The 20,025-nt window shown below is 50.5% G+C and carries 18 protein-coding genes; 9 read left to right on the forward strand and 9 right to left on the reverse strand.

The window, feature by feature from the left end; translation table 11 throughout:
- Positions 1-282: 282 nt before the first annotated feature.
- Complete coding sequence (locus tag K4A83_RS08900) at positions 283-762, reverse strand: ComEA family DNA-binding protein (RefSeq protein WP_265264140.1); 480 nt, start codon at positions 760-762, stop codon at positions 283-285.
- 39 nt (positions 763-801) lie between these two features.
- The gene (locus K4A83_RS08905) at positions 802-1,209 is read right to left on the reverse strand and encodes an NINE protein (protein ID WP_265264141.1); all 408 of its coding nucleotides are present in this window, start codon (positions 1,207-1,209) and stop codon (positions 802-804) included.
- Positions 1,210-1,377: 168 nt separating this feature from the next.
- On the opposite strand from K4A83_RS08905, the gene K4A83_RS08910 reads away from it, so the two are divergent.
- Positions 1,378-1,695, forward strand: a complete 318-nt coding sequence (locus K4A83_RS08910) for a DUF1825 family protein (RefSeq protein ID WP_265264142.1) — start codon at positions 1,378-1,380, stop codon at positions 1,693-1,695.
- A gap of 85 nt (positions 1,696-1,780) precedes the next feature.
- Here K4A83_RS08910 and K4A83_RS08915 read toward each other — a convergent pair whose 3' ends face one another.
- Entirely contained in the window at positions 1,781-3,661 is a 1,881-nt protein-coding gene (locus tag K4A83_RS08915) for a transglycosylase domain-containing protein (protein WP_407809968.1), read from the reverse strand.
- A 353-nt stretch (positions 3,662-4,014) separates the two neighbouring features.
- Here K4A83_RS08915 and tyrS point away from each other — a divergent pair, with 353 nt between their 5' ends.
- From tyrS to K4A83_RS08930, 3 genes are read left to right on the forward strand one after another with little or no spacing between them, the layout of a single operon-like run.
- Entirely contained in the window at positions 4,015-5,238 is a 1,224-nt protein-coding gene (gene tyrS, locus K4A83_RS08920; RefSeq protein WP_265264144.1) for a tyrosine--tRNA ligase, read from the forward strand.
- A gap of 16 nt (positions 5,239-5,254) precedes the next feature.
- Positions 5,255-5,953: an orotidine-5'-phosphate decarboxylase gene (gene pyrF, locus K4A83_RS08925; protein ID WP_265264145.1), complete on the forward strand. Its 699-nt coding sequence runs from the start codon at positions 5,255-5,257 to the stop codon at positions 5,951-5,953.
- 26 nt (positions 5,954-5,979) lie between these two features.
- Complete coding sequence (locus K4A83_RS08930) at positions 5,980-6,483, forward strand: hypothetical protein (protein ID WP_265264147.1); 504 nt, start codon at positions 5,980-5,982, stop codon at positions 6,481-6,483.
- A 35-nt stretch (positions 6,484-6,518) separates the two neighbouring features.
- Here the strand turns inward: K4A83_RS08930 and plsY are convergent, their stop codons facing one another.
- Together plsY and K4A83_RS08940 are read right to left on the reverse strand one after the other, a co-directional pair.
- On the reverse strand, positions 6,519-7,175 hold the full coding sequence (gene plsY / locus K4A83_RS08935) for a glycerol-3-phosphate 1-O-acyltransferase PlsY (protein WP_265264148.1): 657 nt from the start codon (positions 7,173-7,175) through the stop codon (positions 6,519-6,521).
- Between the two features lie 150 nt (positions 7,176-7,325).
- Positions 7,326-10,265 carry a calcium-translocating P-type ATPase, PMCA-type gene (locus K4A83_RS08940; RefSeq protein WP_265264149.1) on the reverse strand — a complete coding sequence of 980 codons (2,940 nt, stop codon included), beginning with the start codon at positions 10,263-10,265 and terminating at the stop codon, positions 7,326-7,328.
- A 173-nt stretch (positions 10,266-10,438) separates the two neighbouring features.
- On the opposite strand from K4A83_RS08940, the gene K4A83_RS08945 reads away from it, so the two are divergent.
- Both K4A83_RS08945 and K4A83_RS08950 read left to right on the forward strand, forming a co-directional pair.
- Positions 10,439-10,555, forward strand: coding sequence for a photosystem II reaction center protein I (locus tag K4A83_RS08945; protein ID WP_265264150.1), 117 nt, complete (start codon positions 10,439-10,441; stop codon positions 10,553-10,555).
- Positions 10,556-10,928: 373 nt separating this feature from the next.
- Positions 10,929-13,667 (forward strand): DUF3769 domain-containing protein, encoded by a 2,739-nt coding sequence (locus K4A83_RS08950; protein WP_265264151.1) that lies wholly within the window; start codon positions 10,929-10,931, stop codon positions 13,665-13,667.
- 159 nt (positions 13,668-13,826) lie between these two features.
- Here K4A83_RS08950 and K4A83_RS08955 read toward each other — a convergent pair whose 3' ends face one another.
- The 3 genes from K4A83_RS08955 to K4A83_RS08965 form a co-directional block, all read right to left on the reverse strand.
- On the reverse strand, positions 13,827-14,291 hold the full coding sequence (locus K4A83_RS08955) for a CYTH domain-containing protein (RefSeq protein WP_407809969.1): 465 nt from the start codon (positions 14,289-14,291) through the stop codon (positions 13,827-13,829).
- Complete coding sequence (locus K4A83_RS08960) at positions 14,291-15,130, reverse strand: Tab2/Atab2 family RNA-binding protein (RefSeq protein WP_265264153.1); 840 nt, start codon at positions 15,128-15,130, stop codon at positions 14,291-14,293. Before K4A83_RS08960 ends, K4A83_RS08955 begins: the two co-directional genes overlap by 1 nt.
- A gap of 144 nt (positions 15,131-15,274) precedes the next feature.
- On the reverse strand, positions 15,275-16,426 hold the full coding sequence (locus tag K4A83_RS08965; protein WP_265264154.1) for a hypothetical protein: 1,152 nt from the start codon (positions 16,424-16,426) through the stop codon (positions 15,275-15,277).
- A 358-nt stretch (positions 16,427-16,784) separates the two neighbouring features.
- Between K4A83_RS08965 and K4A83_RS08970 the strand changes: the two genes are divergently transcribed.
- Complete coding sequence (locus K4A83_RS08970; protein WP_265264156.1) at positions 16,785-17,987, forward strand: HhoA/HhoB/HtrA family serine endopeptidase; 1,203 nt, start codon at positions 16,785-16,787, stop codon at positions 17,985-17,987.
- A gap of 63 nt (positions 17,988-18,050) precedes the next feature.
- Here K4A83_RS08970 and K4A83_RS08975 read toward each other — a convergent pair whose 3' ends face one another.
- On the reverse strand, positions 18,051-18,374 hold the full coding sequence (locus K4A83_RS08975) for a DUF4344 domain-containing metallopeptidase (RefSeq protein ID WP_265264157.1): 324 nt from the start codon (positions 18,372-18,374) through the stop codon (positions 18,051-18,053).
- A 286-nt stretch (positions 18,375-18,660) separates the two neighbouring features.
- On the opposite strand from K4A83_RS08975, the gene K4A83_RS08980 reads away from it, so the two are divergent.
- Together K4A83_RS08980 and K4A83_RS08985 are read left to right on the forward strand one after the other, a co-directional pair.
- The gene (locus K4A83_RS08980; protein ID WP_265264158.1) at positions 18,661-19,167 is read left to right on the forward strand and encodes a YidH family protein; all 507 of its coding nucleotides are present in this window, start codon (positions 18,661-18,663) and stop codon (positions 19,165-19,167) included.
- Between the two features lie 60 nt (positions 19,168-19,227).
- Positions 19,228-20,019 carry a glutathione S-transferase family protein gene (locus tag K4A83_RS08985; protein ID WP_265264159.1) on the forward strand — a complete coding sequence of 264 codons (792 nt, stop codon included), beginning with the start codon at positions 19,228-19,230 and terminating at the stop codon, positions 20,017-20,019.
- Positions 20,020-20,025: the final 6 nt, after the last annotated feature.

Genomic DNA, 20,025 nt, shown 5'->3' on the forward strand with positions numbered 1-20,025 from the left:
TACCTAGGGTGTCACGGAATTGAATTAAAACTTTACAATAACAATCATGGGTCAACAAACGTAAACTATTGATATCTCGCTTAACCTCATCACCCGTAAAGTATCTTAGGGGTTAGGCATTCGGGAACTTGGCTACAAGATAGCCTAAACGCTTTGGGAGAGGATACCTCTACTTTTTCAGGAGAAATCCTGTCTAAGCAAGTCACCTCGGTGAACAAAGAATCCCCCGTTATAGCGACGAGAGGAGCTTAACGGTGGGAGTAGTCAATTTTCCAAAAACCACTAAATCCACTGTAAATAGTGCATCAACTGCGCCACTTGATCCCCTTTTAACCCTAAACGGCGCTGAAAATCGGCCAAATTGCGATAATTCCCCCCCCTCAGCCGCTCCTGGACAATCCGTTCCGCTAACGCCCCATCCACCAGAGGAAGCTGACTTAAATCCTGCAACGGCGCTAGATTGGGATTACACCGTTGGGGACTCTCTACACTGTCGTGATCATAAAAATAAAAGCCTAAAATCGGCTCTAGGGGCCGTAAACGAGCCACCGGGACACTTAAGGCCGCCGCAATATCCTCTAAACACAAAAACTGAACCCCCATGGTCGTTAACTCCACCAGCGTCCGCGCTTGGTGGATAGAGAGTCCGGGTAAACGTAACCAGTCATCAATACTGGCCCGATTGACATCTAGGATAATCCCTAACTCCGCTGCGATCGCCACCTCCTCCAGCGACTGCAAACGATAATAGGGATCCTTCAAGATTCTCGCCCGTTTTTGCCCCCGATTAAACCCCAACACCTAAAGATGCTCCAACAATTGACGGCGCTTTTGTTCAAACTCATATTCCGATAACAACCCCTCCTGACGCAACCCCTCCAACTGCCGCAACGCCTCCGCCACAGCCCCCACCTGTTCCGGTTTACTTCCCGCCATCTGCCGCCTCCCAGCCCCCCCAAAACCGCCATTAAAACGCTCCTCAAACTCCTCCGAGGGTAACAACAAATACCACACCGCCTCAATAGCACTCGCCACATGGGGAATCGGCGTAGCAAACAACAACAAATACACCACACCCCAACCCGGTTGGCGCAAATAAAACTTATGTAACCCCACCAGAGGCACCACCATCGGCATCACCGCCCCCACCAACGCCAACAACACCGCAACCTTTTGATTTCTGGGCTGTTGCCAAAGACTCTCTAACACAGAAACCCCCTTATGTCTCCTTACCTTCGACTCACACCGTCCCCCCACTGACGGATACGGAAAACCGAATTGTCCCCAGACTTTGCTCTGTTTTAAAATATTCTCTAGAGAGACTCTTTAAAAAAAGTCATTCGGTAAACCCACTATAACAATCAACGCAGAGGAATCATGGGATTTTTTGAATCCGAAGTTGTGCAACAAGAAGCCAAACAACTCTTTGAAGATTACCAGTCCTTGATCCAACTCGGCAGCGAGTACGGCAAATTTGACCGCGAAGGCAAAAAAATCTTCATCGAGCGGATGGAAGGCCTAATGGAACGCTACCGCATTTTCATGAAACGCTTTGAACTCTCCGAAGACTTCATGGCACAAATGACCGTTCAGCAACTCAAAACCCAACTCGGTCAATTTGGCATCACCCCCCAACAAATGTTTGACCAAATGCACCTCACCCTAGAGCGCATGAAATCTGAAATTGAGCAATAATAAAACCCGCCGCACAGAGCAGGCCTTTCTGCTCCGTTCTAGCGGGTTTTCACTGTAAGTCCTAGAATCCTAAAGTCCTAGAATCCTACTGGGGACGACGAAATTGAGATGCCGCCGGGAATTGCTTCACAGGCTCATTTTTCAGCGCTTCCAACATAAAATCACGCCAAATGGGAGCCGCATAACCGCCCCCCGTTATCCCCTTGCCCAAAGGACGGAAATTATCATTACCAATCCAGACCGCCGTTGAGAGTTGAGGAACATAGCCCACAAACCATACATCCCGCTCCGAGGAAGTCGTTCCAGTTTTCCCAGCGGCCGGGCGACCAATATTCGCCGCCGTACCCGTTCCCCCTTCAATCACCCCCTTTAAAACAGCATTCAAAGAAGCCGTTGCCCAAGGATCTAACACCAATTGGGGATTGGGCGTATTATCTAAAATTACATTGCCTCGGCTATCCGTCACCCGTACCATAATCGTCGGTTCCGAGTGCCAGCCCGTACTGGCAAAGGTAGCATAGGAACCCGCCATTTCCAAAGGAGTCACCCCAATCGCCCCCAGAGGCAGAGAAACCACCGGATCCAAGGGGCTTTTAATCCCCAAGGTGCGACAGACTTCAATCACATTCTTTAAGCCCACCATCTGACCCAACTTAACCGCCGGAACGTTGCGAGATTGAATTAAAGAATCCCGTAAACTCATGGGGCCAGCAAAACCGCCGCCGTAGTTTCTCGGAGAATAGTAAGCCGCACCATCCCGATAACGAACCGGACTATCATCTACCACGGAATAGGGAGTAAACTTCCCACTGGCAAAGGCCGCATAGTACACATAGGGTTTAAAAGCCGACCCCGGTTGACGCAGAGACTGAATCGCCCGGTTAAACTGACTTTCCCGGTAGTTTACGCCCCCGACCAAGGCTTTGACAAAGTGGGTGCGAGGGTCCACGGCCACCAAGGCCACTTGATCGGCATAGAGTCCACGACCTCTTAAACGACGGTGGGCAGTGGAGACTTTCTCCTCTGCCATTTTTTGGAAGTTATAGTCTACCGTCGTTTGTACCCGCATCCCCCCTTGTAAAACGGCATCTTGACCAAAACGCTGCTGGAGTTCACTAATCACCGCTTCCGTTACATAGGGCAGTTCACTCGCTTTCCAAGCGGTGGGGCGACTGACTAACAAGGGTTCGGCTCGGGCCGTCGCTTCTTCCTCGGCGGTAATCCAACCCAACTCCCGCATCCGGGTTAAAACCATTCCTTGACGGCGTTTGGTTTCTTTATAGTTAATGAAGGGGCTGTAATCTTCCGGGGCTTGAATTAACCCCGCCATAACAGCCGCTTCTGCGAGGTTAATTTCTGAGGCAGGTTTGCCGAAATAACTCTGGGCGGCAGTTTCTGCGCCGTAACTGTTATGACCCCAATAGATTGTATTGAGGTACATTTCCAGAATTTGATCTTTGGTGAAAATCTGCTCCACTCGAATAGCTAAGACCGCTTCTGCCAGCTTCCGACTGACGGTTCTTTCCCGGGAGAGAAAGAGGTTTTTCACCAACTGCATGGTGATGGTTGACCCCCCTTCTACGACGGAACCTTGCCGCCAGTTGGCCAATAAAGCCCGAGCGACACTGTTGGGATTAATCCCCTCATGAACGTAGAAATGACTGTCCTCAATGGCCAGAACCGCACGCTTGAGTTCAGGTGAGATTTCATCGAGTTTAACCACACTCCGGTTATACTCACCGTGCAGACTGTCGAGTAACTTCCCTTTAATATCGTAAATATAGGTCGTTTCAGTGGGAACATAGTTCCGAAGCACCCTTACATCGGGTAGATTCCGAAAACTGACCGCTAACCCCACGAGGCCCCCTGCCACAATGGAACTGGTCAGCATGGTGATCCCAATTAATGTCCCTCCGGCTACTTTGGCTGTGCCTAGGGCAAAGTCCAGAGCGGGAGTTCTGGGGATTTGTTTTTCTGGTTTTTGTCGAACAGTGCTGGTCGCCACGGTGATTTCACTTCCTCACTCAAAAAAAGATTAAATGCTCTGAGGAGAGACAGAACTTTAGAATTAGTCTAGGCAGTTATCTATGAAAGTTTAGCTTATTGTTAAACAATCTTGGGACAGAGAGCATATTTTATATTGTGCCAATTTAGCAAATTTGGGCTAAAGCAATACAGTTTAAATGTACTGCCATTAGACCGGGGGTTTTTGACACTATATAATACAAACCGCATAGTAGGAACGGCAACAATCTATGATCAAGGGGGGTAGGGTTCATCCCCCCAGCTTGAATTGGGACTTTTAGACTGTACATTAACATGACATTGGACTTTTTGACTTCAGACCTGAGTTGGCTAGAACGGGGAACCCACGAAATCTTCCCCAATCAGCCCAATTCCGGGGAAATTGAGGAAAATTTAGCCTTATTCCTGAGTAAAGTGGATCGACCATTGCGGGTCAAGTTGGGGATTGACCCTACAGGGGCGGATCTCCACTTAGGACATAGTATTCCTTTCCGCAAGTTAAGAGCGTTTCAGGACGCAGGCCACAGGGCGGTGGTTATTATTGGGGATTTTACGGCACAGATTGGGGATCCGACGGGTAAATCTGAGGTGCGCCGCCAGTTAACGCCAGAGCAAGTGAAGGCCAATGCTCAGACTTATTTAGATCAATTGCGTCCGGTGTTGGATTTTGAGACTCCGGGACGGCTGGAAATTCGCTATAACTCGGAGTGGCTGGGGGGTTTGGATCTCAAGGAAATTATCGCCCTGTTGGCTCAGATGACAGTGGGGCAAATGTTGGCGAAGGAGGGATTTTCGGAGCGTTATCAACAGGAAAATCCGATTTATCTCCATGAGTTTCTCTACCCGTTGATGCAGGGCTATGATTCGGTGGCAGTGCAGGCGGATGTGGAGTTAGGAGGAACGGATCAGAAGTTTAATCTGTTGGTGGGTCGGGATCTTCAGCGTCATTTTGGCCAGAAACCGCAATTTTGCCTATTGTTGCCGTTGTTGCTGGGCTTTGATGGGGTGAATAAGATGTCAAAGTCGCTCAATAATTATGTGGGGCTGACGGAAGATGCACTAACGATGTACTCGAAGTTGGAAAAAACGCCGGATGCCTTGTTGGCAGATTATTTTACGCTGTTGACGAAGTTAGATATTGCCCAGTTGCCGGAAAATCCAAGGGAGCAACAGAAGTTGCTGGCCCTGGAGGTGGTGGCGCAATATCACGGTCGGGAGGCGGCCCAGAAGGCCCAGGAGGCAGCACAGACGCTGGTCAAGGGACGGGCGCAGGAGGCGGAGGCGGTGCCGGAATATTCTCTGGCGGGGGTGGAATTCCCGGCGAAGTTGTTCTATATCTTGGGGGCGAGTGGGCTGTGTAAGAGTAGTGGGGAAGGTCGCCGACAAATTCAAGGGGGGGCGGTGCGTTTGGATGGGGAGAAGGTGATGGAGGTCGATTTAGAGTTCTCTGGGTCGGAGGATTTGCAGGGTAAGGTGTTACAGGTGGGTAAGAAAAAGTTTGTTCGTCTGATTCTCTAGTTTTATTGAAGTTCTCATGTCTCCAAGTGACCGGATTATTGTGCCTTTGGATGTGCCGACGGTGGAGGGTGCGATCGCCCTTCTGGATAAACTGCCCGAGGTCACATTCTGGAAGGTCGGCCTGCAACTGTTTATTGCCGCTGGGGTGGAAATCCTAGACCTGCTCAAACAACGGCAAAAACGCATTTTTTTAGACCTCAAACTCCACGACATCCCCAACACCGTGGCTGGGGGGGTGGCCTCTGCGACCACTCACGGGGTGGATTTACTCACCCTCCACGCTACCGCCGGACGGGCTGCCCTAACGGCGGCTGCCCAAGCCGTGGGGGTGCATCCCCAGCCAAAACTGCTCGCGATTACCCTCTTAACGAGCCTGAATGCCCGTGAGTTGGCTTTTGACCTCAAAATTCCCCTAGAACTGCCGGAATACGTCTTACAGATGGCTTTGTTGGCCAAGGAATCGGGCATTGATGGGGCGGTTTGTTCTCCCCAAGAGGTGGCCCAGTTGCGGGAGATTTGTGGCCCAGATTTTTTGTTAGTCTGTCCGGGGGTGCGCCCGACTTGGGCGGAAGCGGGAGATCAACGGCGGGTGATGACTCCCCGTGAAGCCCTAGACGCGGGGGCGGATTATTTGGTCATTGGTCGCCCGATTACGGCCGCGTCGGACCCGGTGGCGGCTTGGCAGCGCTTGGTTGAGGAGGTGGCAAAGGGTTAATGATTAAGGGGTTGTGGGGTTTGACTGTGCTGTGGCTCACGATCTGGGCTGGGGCTTCTCCGGGAGTCGCTCAACCAGCCCGTTATCGTTGCCCAACGGAGCTTGAACCTTTGGTGGAGTTGATGTTACGGGATTTACCCAGTTATGCTAACCGGGTAATCAGTCGTTCACGGATTTTGTCGGGTCAGGATAGCCGCACGTCGGTTGTTTTGGCAGGTCGCCCCGAGTTTGACCCCCTCAGTTTGGGCTTCGGACAACCGCCTCCTCCCCCTACGGCAGACCCCCAACAGGTCTTTTTCACGACGTTAGAACGGCAATACTATCGGGATCGGATGGTGGAGCGTCAGAATTTTTACTGGTTATTTTTGACGAAAACCCCGAGTGGGTGGCGGGTGGCGACGTTGCTCACTCGTTTGGGGACGACTTCTCAGAAGGATCCTACACCCCCTCGGGAGAGTCATGAGGGCATTATGGGTCAGGCGGTGGCTTTGTGGTTGCGGGATTGTCGCGCTGGGGCGGTAAAACCTTGAGTAATCTTGACCCGTTAAGACCCAAAGTTAAATGATCAACTGTCCACAGTTTTCTGTTGCAATTTATTGCCGATGGTGGGTTCTGTTCCGTCGAGAATACGCTCAATGTTACTGCGGTGACGGATGATGACGTAGAGGCCGGCCATTGCAGCGAAGAGACAGAAGGGGAGGGGTTGGCCGAGGAGGAGCATGAGGAGATTAACGGCGATCGCACCACAAATGGACCCCAAGGACACAATCCGCCAGATGCCTAGGACAAGGGCGAATACGGCTAAAGTACCCAGCGCCACCCAAGGATTCATCACCAGCAAAACTCCTAAACTCGACGCTACGGACTTGCCCCCCTGAAAACCTAACCAGACTGATTTACTGTGACCAATAATGGCGATGATGCCCGCGAGGGTAATTAACCAAGGTTTCGCCGTCAGGGGCAATTCTGAGGCCAGACTGGGGAGGGTATAGAGGAGATGAACTAAGGCAATAGCCAGCGCCCCTTTGAGCAGATCAATCAATAAGACAGCTAGGGCGGCTTTTTTCCCGACGTGGCGTAAAACATTGGTGGCCCCAGTTGATCCGGAACCTTGTTCGCGAATATCAATCCCTTTCAGCCAGCGCGCTAATAAATACCCGGTGGGAATTGACCCCAACAAATAGGCACACAAAATGAGCAAGCCACCAATAATCAATGACACAATAACCAGTCCTCAGATACAGCGATTAAGCCCTACTGTTAGGGCTTTTGTTAAGCGGGATTTCTCAAAGCACTCCCCGATCCCATTTTAGCAGGATGTGACCTGAATCAATGGGGGGATAGGGAATGGGGAATGGATGGATCCTGCACCCTAGGAGTCTCGACTTTCCCTTAATCGTTGGGCAAAACGCCAGATTTCGCCAATCCAGAGAATCACTGAAGTTCCGCCAATAATCCAAGACCAATCTTCTAGGGAGAGGGGAACCGTGCGGAAGACTTCCCCGCCAAATTGAATGATCACCACCTGCCCGACTAAAATAGTAGTTGCGATCGCCACAAAACTCCAATTTTCATTTAACTTGTTAAAAGCCGACTGTTTCAGCCCCAAACACCGGGCATTAAACAAGTTCCAAAACTGCAACATCACAAACACCGCAAAAAAGATCGACAGTTCATAATCCGTCATCAGATGATCCCGTTGGAGATAGAGCAGAAAGCCCACCAAAAAGATCAAGAAAACCACCCCACTGATACAAATATTCCAGCCCATCTTACCGGAAATAATAAAAGCATCTCGGGGACGGGGAGGATAGTCCAAAACACTATCATGAGGCGGTTCTGTGGCCAGTGCTAGGGCGGCAAAGGTATCCATAATCAAATTGACCCATAACATTTGAGTCACCGTCAGGGGAAGGGAAACGCCGATAAACGGGCCTAATAAAGCAATCCCCAAAGCCACCACATTAATCGTGAGTTGGAACAGAATAAAGCGTTGAATATTCTCATAAAGCGATCGCCCCCAGATAATGGCATTGACGATACTTTGAAAGGAATCATCCAACAAAATAATATCACTGGCTTCCTTCGCGATCGCCGTTCCACTCCCCATAGCTAGCCCCACCTTCGCCTGTTTCAGGGCGGCCGCGTCGTTGGTGCCATCCCCCGTCACACCCACCACTTCTCCTTGTTCTTGCAACAGTTTCACCAAACGCAACTTATCCAACGGTACCGCACGGGATAGCACCTTTAAAGACTTCACCCGTTCCCTCGCCTCCTCATCCGGCATCTGGCGAAATTCTGGCCCCGTTAAACAGCCCATTTGCCAAGTGCTTTCATCCTCACAGAGTCCAATTTGACGGGCAATTTCCTGAGCCGTTTCCGCCCCATCTCCAGTCACCACCTTGACCTGAATTCCCGCCTTGCGACAAGCTTGGATAGCTTGGGGAACTTCTGCGCGTAGGGGATCTTCAATGGCCACAAAGCCCAGCCAATTGAGATAATGCCCCATATTCTCTAGGTCAAACTCTACTAAATTATCGGGCAAATCTTGATAAGCAAAACTGAGAATGCGCATTCCTCGTTTTTGATAGGTCGTAATCGCCGCCAAAATCGGTTCCTTATTGTGTAAGGGGAAAACCCCATATTCCGTCAGGATATGGGAACAGCGTTCTAAAATCACTTCCGGGGCCCCTTTAAGATGGAGAATATCCTTCCGCGTCACCCCAGAGCGCCCCAAGGTCGCCATCCATTTATTTTGGGCCGAGAAAGACATCCGAAAATGGATATGAAAACCTCGGCGATAATCCATATAATCCAGCTTTTCGTGATCCAACCACAACAGCAAGGCCCCTTCTGTCGCGTTGCCAATGGCCTCCACTTGCCCATCTGCCAACAGATCCAAGTCCGCCGTACTGTTCCCAGCAATGGCCTCCGCAATCAAACTGCGATTAAACTCCAAATCCGTGAACTTCGTACTGTGAAGACTAGGGAAATTCACCTCATGGATCATCATTTTATTGCGGGTCAACGTTCCCGTTTTATCGGAACAGATCACCGTAGCCGCCCCAATCGTTTCACAGGCGTGCATCCGCCGCACCAAATTATTAGACGCGGCCATCTTCTTCATGCTATAGGCTAGAGACAGGGTGACACTCATGGGCAATCCTTCCGGCACCGCCACCACAATAATCGTCACGGCCACCATAAAGTATTGCAACAGAGAACTACTGACCTCCGTCGTCAGCCAGCCCTCTTTCAGCGTAGGTAAGAAATCCAACAGTAAGCCAATGGCCACCCCTACCCCTGCAACGGCCAAGCCCAACAACAAACTTTTGAGCCAAGCCTTGAGGCCATCTTCCGTCAGCCAAGGGGGTAACTCCCAAGACTCATCAATTAAACCTAAGCCATCGGACACTACCGGCCCCCAAACCGGAGTCAAAAACACCACCACACTGAGGATTAAAACCCCCAGAAAATAGCCTTGAGGGGCCGTGAGGAGTAATTCACGAGTCAACAGGCCGCGCAGCAGGAGAGCGCTAAAAATCAGCGTGGCAAAAGATAAACCCACCAAACCAATTAACTGGCTGAGTTTTTCTAACTGTTGATTGAGGGGCGTTTCATCCCCCGATTCCACCGTAGCCACCGCCGTAGCCAGTTGACCGATTTCCGTTTGATCTCCCACGGCAGACACAGCAAACAGACCATTGCCCTGATCCACAATGGTACTGCGGTATACATTAAATATCGGGTAAGTGTCCTCATGGACCCCTTGTTCTTCCGCGTCCTGGCGCGTCATTTTCTGGATGGTTTCCGATTCTCCGGTAATCTTCGATTCATCAATCAACAAAGACACCGTTTCTAACAGTTCCCCATCGGCCGGAATTTCTTCCCCCTGTTCCACATAGACCACATCCCCCACCACTAAATCCTTGCGAGGAATGGTCGTGAAACGTCCATCCCGCATTACCCGCACCTGGACATCATCCACATATTGATTGAGGATGGCAAAGGCTTGATTAGCACGGTACTCATTGATAAAGGCCAAGGTCGTGGCTAAGAAAATAGCCATAATAATCCCTAGGCCTTCCACATATTCCCCTTGAAATCCGCCAACGACCAAAGCAATAATGGCCGCAATCATGAGAATGCGAATTACCGGGTCAGCGAACTTCTCCAAAAACAAGACCCACCACGGATCCCGTTTTGGGGGGGTTAAGACATTGCGTCCGTATTTCTGACGATTGAGTTCAACTTGTTCTGAGGTGAGTCCCTGCTTAACAATGGCGCGATCGCGCTGGTTTGGGGTCAACATAGATAGAGAAAGGGCGTTACCGAAAGCATAGGCTAAATAACCAATGTTCTTTTTATCCTAACCTGCCGACAGGATGTTAGATTATGATAACATTTGTAAATATTGTCAGGCCTTAGCCTTGGGGAATTCCCACGCCAGACCGCAATCCCAATTTAATTTTAGGAGATTAATAAATGCTAACCCTCAAAATTGTTGTTTATTTAGTGGTGGCCTTCTTTGTCAGTTTGTTCGTTTTCGGTTTTCTCTCCAATGACCCCTCTCGGAGTCCGAGTCGTCGCGATTTGGAATAATATCAGCCTTGGGTCAGCCTAATTTTTACCAGAAGGATAGCGCGGGAATGCTCCCGTCCATAACCCATCTTATGGGAAACCCATAAGATGGGAGAGAAAAGCCCCCGCGCCTTAAAAATTAAACCGCCAAATCTGGCCAACCGCGCCCTCTAGGGGCAAGTTAGACCTTGCCCCACCCCCCAAAACTCCGAAGCTGTGGCTCAAGTCAGGATTGCCTACTCTACTCCTCCCCCTCTGTCTCTAAATTTTGACAGCTTGTAAATCTTGACAAATGCCTCAATTTGTGATACCGCCTTCTATCCCGCCCATCCAAATTGTCTCCCAGTCCCTGGCCCCATCTCAGGAGGCAAGCCCTCAGATTCCTTGTCAGGGCATGGGTCAGGACATTGTTATAAATTGTTCTCCCCTAACGCAGAAGCCAATAACTAAGGTTTCCTTCACCGTTCCACCCCAGCCGCAATCAGACCGTTGGCAGCCCTTCCCCCCCCTCTCCCACCTCAGTCAAGTGACCACTGGGGAACATCTCCCTCTGCAAACCCATCCAGAATCCCATGCCTTGGACACTTATGATTCTGTTGGGTTAATGTTCCTTTCTAATCTACCCGCTAGCCCTGATCTCACCGTCGCCTCGCTCCCCGTAGCCGCGACCGACCGCCCCGTGGAAAGCAGCGATGAACTGACTTCCCCCGTTTCTCCCCTCCATACTGCCGTCCCCTCCCCTCCCGACCGCTTCGACCCGGAAACCCATAACTCCTCAGAAGTCCTCGGGGAGGCTATTACCCGGACGAGTCGCCCCCCTCAAGTCACCTTTGCCCTGCCCCCAGACCGTCAAGTTCCCCGACTCCCCCAAAACCCGTCCCCTGTAGCGGAAACCCCCTCCCCGACCATCGTTTTTGAGCAGCCGGTACCCCTCCAATGGTCAGAAGAGGGCGATCCCCGTTTCGATTCGATTCAAGACGTTGACCCGACCCATCTGCGCATTCAAGATCAGGAGGGTGAGGTGATTGAGTACGAATTCAACGCCCCCCAGACCACCGATGATCTCCCCTTTGATGAAGGGCTTGATGATGCCGTGGAGGATGTCGCCCCCGAATTTCCCCCCACCCCCAGACGACAACCCCGAGACCGAATACGAGAAACCGAAGCTGACGAAGAAATAGCTCCCGCTTCCCCCCCGCCAGCCGTTGCCCCTCCACCCCCCGCCACTCCTGACCCCAGAGGCATCTTAGAGGTCAATGCAGACCGCCAAACCTACAACGACAACCAAAAAGTCATTTTTGCCAACGGTAACGTTACTCTGCGCTTCTCCCGGGCTGTTCTCACGGCCGACCGGGTGCGGGTGAGTTTGCCCAATCGGGTGGTTTATGCCGAGGGGAATGTAGCCCTGCGACGAGGAGATCAAGTGTTGCGGGGGGAACAGTTTGAGTATCAGTTAGTGCAGGATCAGGGAATTATTCGTCAAGCCCGAGGGGAAATCTATCAACCCACCTCGGGGCGGGATTTAGACTTTCAACTCTCCCCGGCCGAAGCGGCGGCGATTGTACCGGAACGGCCTTTGAGCGATCGCATCCAAGCCCAGCAACCCCTCCAACGCATCACCACCAGCACCGGATACACCTTCGTCATCGGGGGAATTCGTGTCGGTAGCACCAGCAACATTAACCCCACCCCTGATACTATTGTCCAATCCGTCCCCGTCCCCGGTGGCAGTGGACAAGTCAACCGTCTGCGCTTTGAAGCCGACTTTGTAGAATTTGACTCCCAAGGATGGCGAGCCACCAATATTCGCATCACCAACGACCCCTTTTCCCCCCCTGAGTTAGAAGTTCGGGCAGACACCGCCCGCTTGAACCGCCTCAACGAATTTCAAGACGAACTACTCACCAGTCGCTCCCGTCTCGTTTTTGATCAAGGCTTTACCCTACCCATCTTCCTCGACCGCATCCTCATTGATCGCCGTCCCGATGATCGGGGAGAAGGTCTATTTACCTTTGGCATTGATGGAGCGGAACGAGGCGGCTTTTACCTCACCCGCACCTTTACCATCGTTAAAACCCCCACCGTCCTCTGGCAAGTTAGCCCAGAATACTATCTTCAACGCGCCATTTTTGAAGAAGGCTTTTTAGATCCCTCTGTGTTTGGGGTCAGAAGTGCCCTCACCGCCGACCTAGGCAAACGCACCAAATTCCGAGGCAACGCCAGTTTAACGGGTTTAGACCTCGAAAACTATCAAAACCGTTTTCGCGCCAGTGCGCGCTTAAATCATCTGATTGGGGATATTAACAAGCCCCACACCCTCGCCCTAGAATATAGCTATCGGGATCAACTGTTTAACGGTTCTCTAGGCTTCCAAACCGTACAAAGTAACCTCGGGGCTGTTTTAACCTCTCCTGTCTACGTTTTAGGGGACACAGGGATTAACTTAACCTATCAAGGGGCCATTCAAATCATCAACGCCGATACCGACCGAGCGGATTTACTGGCTCCTGTGCGGGAAAACAACCGCGTCACCCTCACCCGCTATCAAACCGCCGCCTTACTGAGTCGGAGTTTTATGCTCTGGCAAGGGGAAGCCTTACCCCCCACACCAGAAGAAGGACTACGCTATACTGGAACCCCAGTTCAGCCCTATCTCCAACTCTCCACCAGTGTCACGGGAGTAGCCAGTTTATACAGCAATGGGGACAGTCAAGAGTCCCTCAGTGGTACTGTTGGTTTACAAGGGCAAGTGGGGCATTTTTCCCGTCCTTTCTTTGACTACACAGGGTTTAATGTCAGTTATTCTCAATCAGCCTTTACCAATCAATCTCCCTTCTTATTTGACCGCATTGCTGACCAACGAACCCTTTCCTTTGGCATTGTGCAGCAGATTTACGGCCCCTTCCGTTTGGGGGTGCAGTCCTCGGTCAATTTGGACACCGGGCAAGAAATTAGTACGGATTTCTCTCTAGAATATAGTCGTCGCACCTATAGTTTAATGTTGCGCTATAACCCCACGTTGGCTGTGGGTTCTTTTCAGATTCGGATTGGTGACTTTAACTGGATTGGGACTCCGGATCCCTTTGGGGGCAGTCAGCGTATTCGCCCTGTGGTTAATGGGGTGACACAATGATTAGGGGCTAAGGCTCTAATCCCAAGAGCAGGGGAGCAGGGGAGCAGGGGAGCAGGGGAGCAGGGGAGAGAGGGAGAGTCGGGAATAATTATCAATTATCAATTGTCAATTATCAATTATCAATTCCCTAGCCCCACGAGTAGAGTTATTCAGCAAGCCCTAAAACCATTGCTTGTAAGGAAACTTGACTAAATTGGCATTGTAGTATCTCCCATCTTGGGAAACTTCTTCCCCCACCCAATCCGGCAGGGGAACAAAGGTGTTTTCGTCGGGTAATTCAACCTCTGCTAGGATTAGCCCTTGATTTTCCCCGTGAAACTCGTCAATTTCCCAGAGAAAATCCCCGATCTGTAATTTATAGCGGGTTTTTTCAATGAAAGGGCGATCGCATAAGTCCAACAAAGCGCGAGCATCCGCTAGGGGGATAGGATACTCAAACTCACAGCGAGTAATGCCTTGAGTAGCCCCTTTAATGGTCAAATAGCCCTGCTCTCCCACAATTCTAACCCGTACCGTGCGCTGGGGTTCACGGGTGATATAACCTTGACAATAAACCTCTCCTTGGCTTCCGACTCGCCAACTCTCTCCTTTTACTAAATACTTCCGTTCTATTTCTTGACCCATCATTCGCTCCCTTCGGGGATTCTCCCAGCACGGTCTGTGATTGGGTGGGATAACACCCAGAACCCAGTGTAAGTGATGCCAGTATTATCCGGTTGCACCAGCAGGAAATGTACCCCCTGACTAGAGACTAGACGCTGTTGGTAGAGTTCCGCCGCCGCCGCTACCTCCCTATCTTCAAAGGTGACTAAAATCCAACGATCGACTAACCCAGCTTCTAAGACCAATCCCCCGGAAACTCCTGCTTCTGTGGCGACATAATTCACCGCGACGGGTTGCACCTCTTCCAACCAACGGGCTAACATCATGGAGCGCCGTCCTCCCTCGATGATTATGCCCGGAATGGGGGCAGTGGAAGGGAGTCCTAACGCCAAGGGATCTAGGCCATCAGGTATCTGGAGAATGGGAAGGGGGCGATCGCAAAACACCGCCAACAAATCCCCAGCCGGAAGACTCGCAAACCGCCAATTCTCCCCCCACAACGCCCCCGGGAGGGGCTGGGGTGGGGGTTGCTCTAAACTCACGTCACCCCCCCGCCGTTGGGCTAAAACCCGCTTCAGAGCCGTAGTTTTACGAGTGGCTTCTAGGGGAATCTGTAACCGTTGGGCCGTCGGTTCCATTAAGGCCAGAGACTGGGGACGGAACACTTGGATTTTTTGGGGCGGCGCTTCATCCAGTAAGGGGCTTAAAGTCTCTATTAACCAGGGAACAGAGGCCTCAGTTTGAGGACAGGTGGCTGTGGTGATGATACTCCCCTGCTCATCACAGACCACCAACTCCCACCGGGGAACTGGGGCATTATCCCTAGGTAGCTTATAAAAATCCGCTTGCCAAATGGTCATCTAGCTAGATAGTTCCAACCTTTTTGAGAGAGTAGCCGCCGCTAGAAACCGGGTTGCTTCCCTGCCCTCGCTGTTGGGCAACATCTTAGCAGAAACCCGGTTTCTCAATTTTAGAGGGTGGACAGATTCCCAGCCCACATTAACTCATTGCCCATAGCGGCCGAGACGGTTTTGAGCAATGAGAGAGCCGCCTCGGGTCGAGAAATCCCCCAGTTGTCCTAATGCAGGCTGGACAGAGAACAGGTCAAAGGTCGATTCTAAAACCCAATCCACCTCCCCGAAAACTGGGTTCACCTCCAACCCTAAAACCGGATTCAGCGCCATATCCCAACCCTTTAATAGGTCATCCACATCCCCGGCCATCTCAGTCCACCAGTCCGCCTGAAGTGCCAAGGGCGAGACTTTAACCCCTGCCTCAAAACTCAATAATTCCCGAACCAAGGGATTTTTCTCCTCTTGCCACAGATGGCGACTAAAACTCTCGACGGCCATTTGGGTTAAATCTTGGCTGAATAAGTCAGTTTTTAAGAAACTGAGATCAATCTGAGCGAAACTCTCCGTCGCTTCCGTCCAGCCAAGCGCTCCGGCAAAGGTTTGAAAGTCTGTCTCGTTCAGGTCTGGAACGGTAGTCCCTAAGTCCCGTTTTGAGAAAACGTTCTCCGGCAACGAGTCCGGCACAAAGTCACTGCGAATCACTGGGGCTGGGTCTAGGGTTTCTGTGGACAACTGGGCTACTTGGGTACGAATCCGTTGTAAGTCGGCTTCTAGTTCCGCTAACATAGGCGGTTCTGAGGAAGGGCGAGGGGTCGCTTCCCTCGTTGCAACGGGAGCCGATTCCACTGGGGCGGCACTTATCCGGGCTTGGCGGTCTGCTTCTACCCAGGCCTGTTCTTCCGGTGTTAATCCTGTGGTTTTAGCAGCTATTTGTTCGGAGGAGGGGTTAATCAGTTCGGCAAAACTGCGACCATCCCGAATCACATCCTCGGCTGTGAGTTGTTGCAATTCTGCGGGGGAAAGGGAGGAACTACCGGGGTCAATGGCCGCCCGAATATAGGGGTCTTTCTCAATGGGGGTATAGGAGGCAGCTGGGGACAGGGGGACAAGGGTAGTCGGTTGAGTGGTCGGTAGGCTTTGAGTTGCCCGGTCTTCTGTCTGGTACCCAACCGGGATATCTCCCCCCCCTTCCTCATCAGGTTGCCAAACCATCGTCCCAGTTGAGGCTTGGGCTACTTGGGTGTGTAGTCCCACCAAACATAAGGCGGCTGTGGAGTGCGTGATCAAACGAAATTTTTTCATGGCAATGACTGACTATTAGAATTGAAAATCAAAACTGTGGACAATTCGGTAGAAGTCACCCGGACTCAGGTTTTCAATTAGTCTCTATGTATTGGGGCTTAATCTGGCGTTAGACCTACTGTTTAGAGGTTCACCCTTGACTGAATGGCTTTTATACTGGAGACTTAGAAGCCTTTCAGAAGACAGAACCAGCGAGTATCCGAAGCAGTAGCTGGGATGGGGGACTTATCAGTATCGGGAGGATGTCACCAGCATGGTACTACAACCTTTTAGGAAATGGGAAATAATCTGGCAAAATTGCCGTAGCTCAAAAGGTTAACAGTACAATGGGAATGGTAAGCCTAAATTGTATTTTTCGATGACTATTCCACTAAAGCAACTGGGTGTGTATATTAGTTTGCTATTTATTGGTGGAGGTGTGGGTTTTGTCGGGCATCAGTATCTTCTTTCTGGGCGACCCCGTGCAGTCACGCCAACGCCAGAGGTCGTTCCTGCTGCCGTACAGCCCTTGTCGATTACTCCTTCCCCAGCAGCAAACCCCAATCCAGCTAATATTAACTTTATTGCCGAGGCAGTGCAGAAAGTTGGGCCCGCAGTGGTTCGCATTGATGCGATGCGTTCAACGGCGAGTCAATCAGTGGATTCTTTTGGGGATTCGCCGTTTTTCCGTCGCTTTTTTGGCAATGATGTACCTGAACCGAGAACTCCGGTAGAACGGGGGACGGGTTCTGGATTTATTCTGAGTTCCGATGGGCGTTTAATTACTAATGCTCATGTGGTGGAAGGTTCGGATTTGGTCCGTGTCACCCTGAAAGATGGTCGTATTTTAGAGGGGCGGGTGATTGGGGCGGATAATGTTACGGATATTGCGGTGGTGAAAATTGAGGCGGAAAACTTGCCGACGGTGCAGTTGGGGAATTCTGAAACCTTGATTCCGGGGGAATGGGCGATCGCCATTGGCAATCCTTTGGGTCTAGATAATACCGTTACGGTGGGCATTATCAGCGCTCTCGACCGTTCCAGTAGTCAAGTGGGAGTTCCCGATAAGCGCGTTCGTTTTATCCAAACCGATGCGGCGATTAATCCCGGCAACTCTGGCGGCCCTTTGTTAAATGCTCAAGGGGAAGTCATTGGCATGAACACAGCCATCCGAGCCAATGCCCAAGGTTTAGGTTTTGCCATTCCTGTCGAAACCGCCCAACGAATTGCGAATCAGTTATTTAGTAAGGGCAAGGCCGATCACCCCTATTTAGGGATTCAAATGATTACCCTGAACGCTGAACGGCGCAAGGAAATCAATGAGAATAGTAAAAACACCTTTAATGTCAGCGTAGATGAAGGAGTTGTCATTATGGAGGTGATTCAGAACTCCCCGGCGGCTCAAGCGGGATTCCAAGCGGGAGATGTCATCCTACAAGTGGGTGGGGTGGCCGTGGCTACGGCTGTAGATGTTCAGCAGCAAGTGGAACGCAGTGTCATTGGACAACCGTTGGCGGTGACAATTCTCCGTCAAAGACGCACCATGCAGTTACAAGTTACACCGGGGGTTTTTCCTGACTAAGTGACGGTTTTTGAGCCAAAGGGGTAAAAACTTTTTACCCCTTTGAATTGATGGTTTGGGGCTTTATTTATAATAATCCCCTAACAAAATATCCCAACTTCTCTCTTTTTGAGCGTATTCATATTCGCACACTTCTGCACGCTCTTCGGGTAAGTATTCTTCCTCAATAAAGTAGGCATATTCTTCGGGGTCACTGCCATAAACAAAACAGGCTAGATTATAGAAACGTTGTAAGTCCAAAGAATGGACACCCCAATAGGAGATTTCATCCTCTAGTTCTTCAGCTTCTTGCGCATCTACCTCAAATTGATACATGGCGGAAAAAACAGCTTCAATTTCTTGCTCTCCTCCACGCAACAGCATAATGGCGGCAAATTCATCCACCACATCCTCTTCTTTTCCAGTAATAGGTAATTCTAAAATATCGACTAGGGCATGACCTAATTTCTCCTTGACTGAAACTTTCTTGAGCCATGCCTAAATTACACCCAAACAGTGATGAAGTCGCTAGTATTGTGGCAAGGGTGGTCATCCTTGCCCATAGTGAACGGGTTGATCCAGAATGCTGACTATGAGAAACTTTGAAGGGTTGCATATTTTTGTCTCGTAAAAAATTGATAAAACCTAATCCTAGTTTAGGTGAAGTTAATTAGTAGCTACAAAGTAATGGAAAATGACAGGAAAACCTCCCATTGATCGCCAACGAGAACATCAGGCCAATGAACGCACGTTTTTAGCTTGGATTCGCACAGCTTTGGCGATGATTGGGATTGGTTTGGCGATCGCACGTTTTGGCCTGTTTCTCCGTCAAAGTCAATACCTGAATAATCCCGAGTCCGTTTCCATGAGTGCTTTAGGCACCTCGGAGATCTTGGGTCTGGGGTTTATTCTTACAGGTTTAGTCCTCATTCCCTTAGCCCTCTGGAACTACGGTCGCATCAGTGAGCAAATTGAAACGGGCCAGTATACCCCTAATCCCCTCATGGTATGGCTAACGGCAGGATTGGTCATGGGGTTAGGGGTGTTAAGTATTCCCTTCTTGTTGCTCAATCGTTCCCCCAATGCTCAACAATCCCCCGCTTCCTATTGGAGAGAAGGGATTCGGGAGAGTTTGGTCGAAAAACCCCTTGAGGTATTGGGAGAGTTAGAGCGAGGGGGGGAAAGGGGTAAACCGTCATGACGCGAAGCAGGAAAACCTTGTACCCTGTATCTGTAACCCATCGTTTAAGGAAAATTTGTCATGCTGGAGTTATATCAATTTGAGTTATCCCAATATTCCGAGAAAGTCCGCTTTATTCTCGATTACAAAGGGTTAGACTACCGGAAAGTAGAAGTGACTCCCGGTGTAGGACAATTGGACTTATTTCAAAAGTCAGGACATCGGCAAGTTCCGGTTTTGAAGGATGGGGATACCTATATTGGAGACTCAACGGACATTGCGTTTTATTTAGAACGCAAATATCCTGAAAAGCCCCTATTACCTTCTAATCCTAGGGCGAAGGGGTTTTGTTTGATGATGGAGGAATGGGCTGATGAGTCCATTGGTTTAAAAGGACGCAAGGCTTTAATTGGGGCTTTGAATAAAAATCAGAATTTCAGAACCTCTATATTGCCGAAAGAGGTGCCAGATTTCCTGAAAAATTTAGTCGGGGCAATTCCGGGGGATTTGCTTGATGTGTTAGGGTCTGGTGTAGGTTTAGGAGGAGATTCAGTAAAAGAGGCTGTGACGGGGCTAAAACAGGATTTAGAGGCCTTGTGTTTGATTTTGGAGAGTCAACCCTATTTAGTGGGGAATACGCCCTCTCTGGCCGATTTTACCGTAGCTGGGTTAAGTATGGTGTTAAAGTTCCCCGATGGGAATTATCTAGATATCCCGGAACACTTGAAAGGGAAGGGGATTCCTGAGTTGGCGGATAATAGTGCCTATGCTCCTTTCTTTGCTTGGCGCGATCGCCTTTATGCCGAATTTCGCCAGCCCCTAACTCCCCAATCCCCCGGAGATGCACCCCCTACCCCCATTGAGATTGAGTAGGATTGA

It is taken from the genome of Spirulina subsalsa FACHB-351, assembly GCF_026130165.1.
GTDB lineage: Bacteria > Cyanobacteriota > Cyanobacteriia > Cyanobacteriales > Spirulinaceae > Spirulina_A > Spirulina_A subsalsa_A.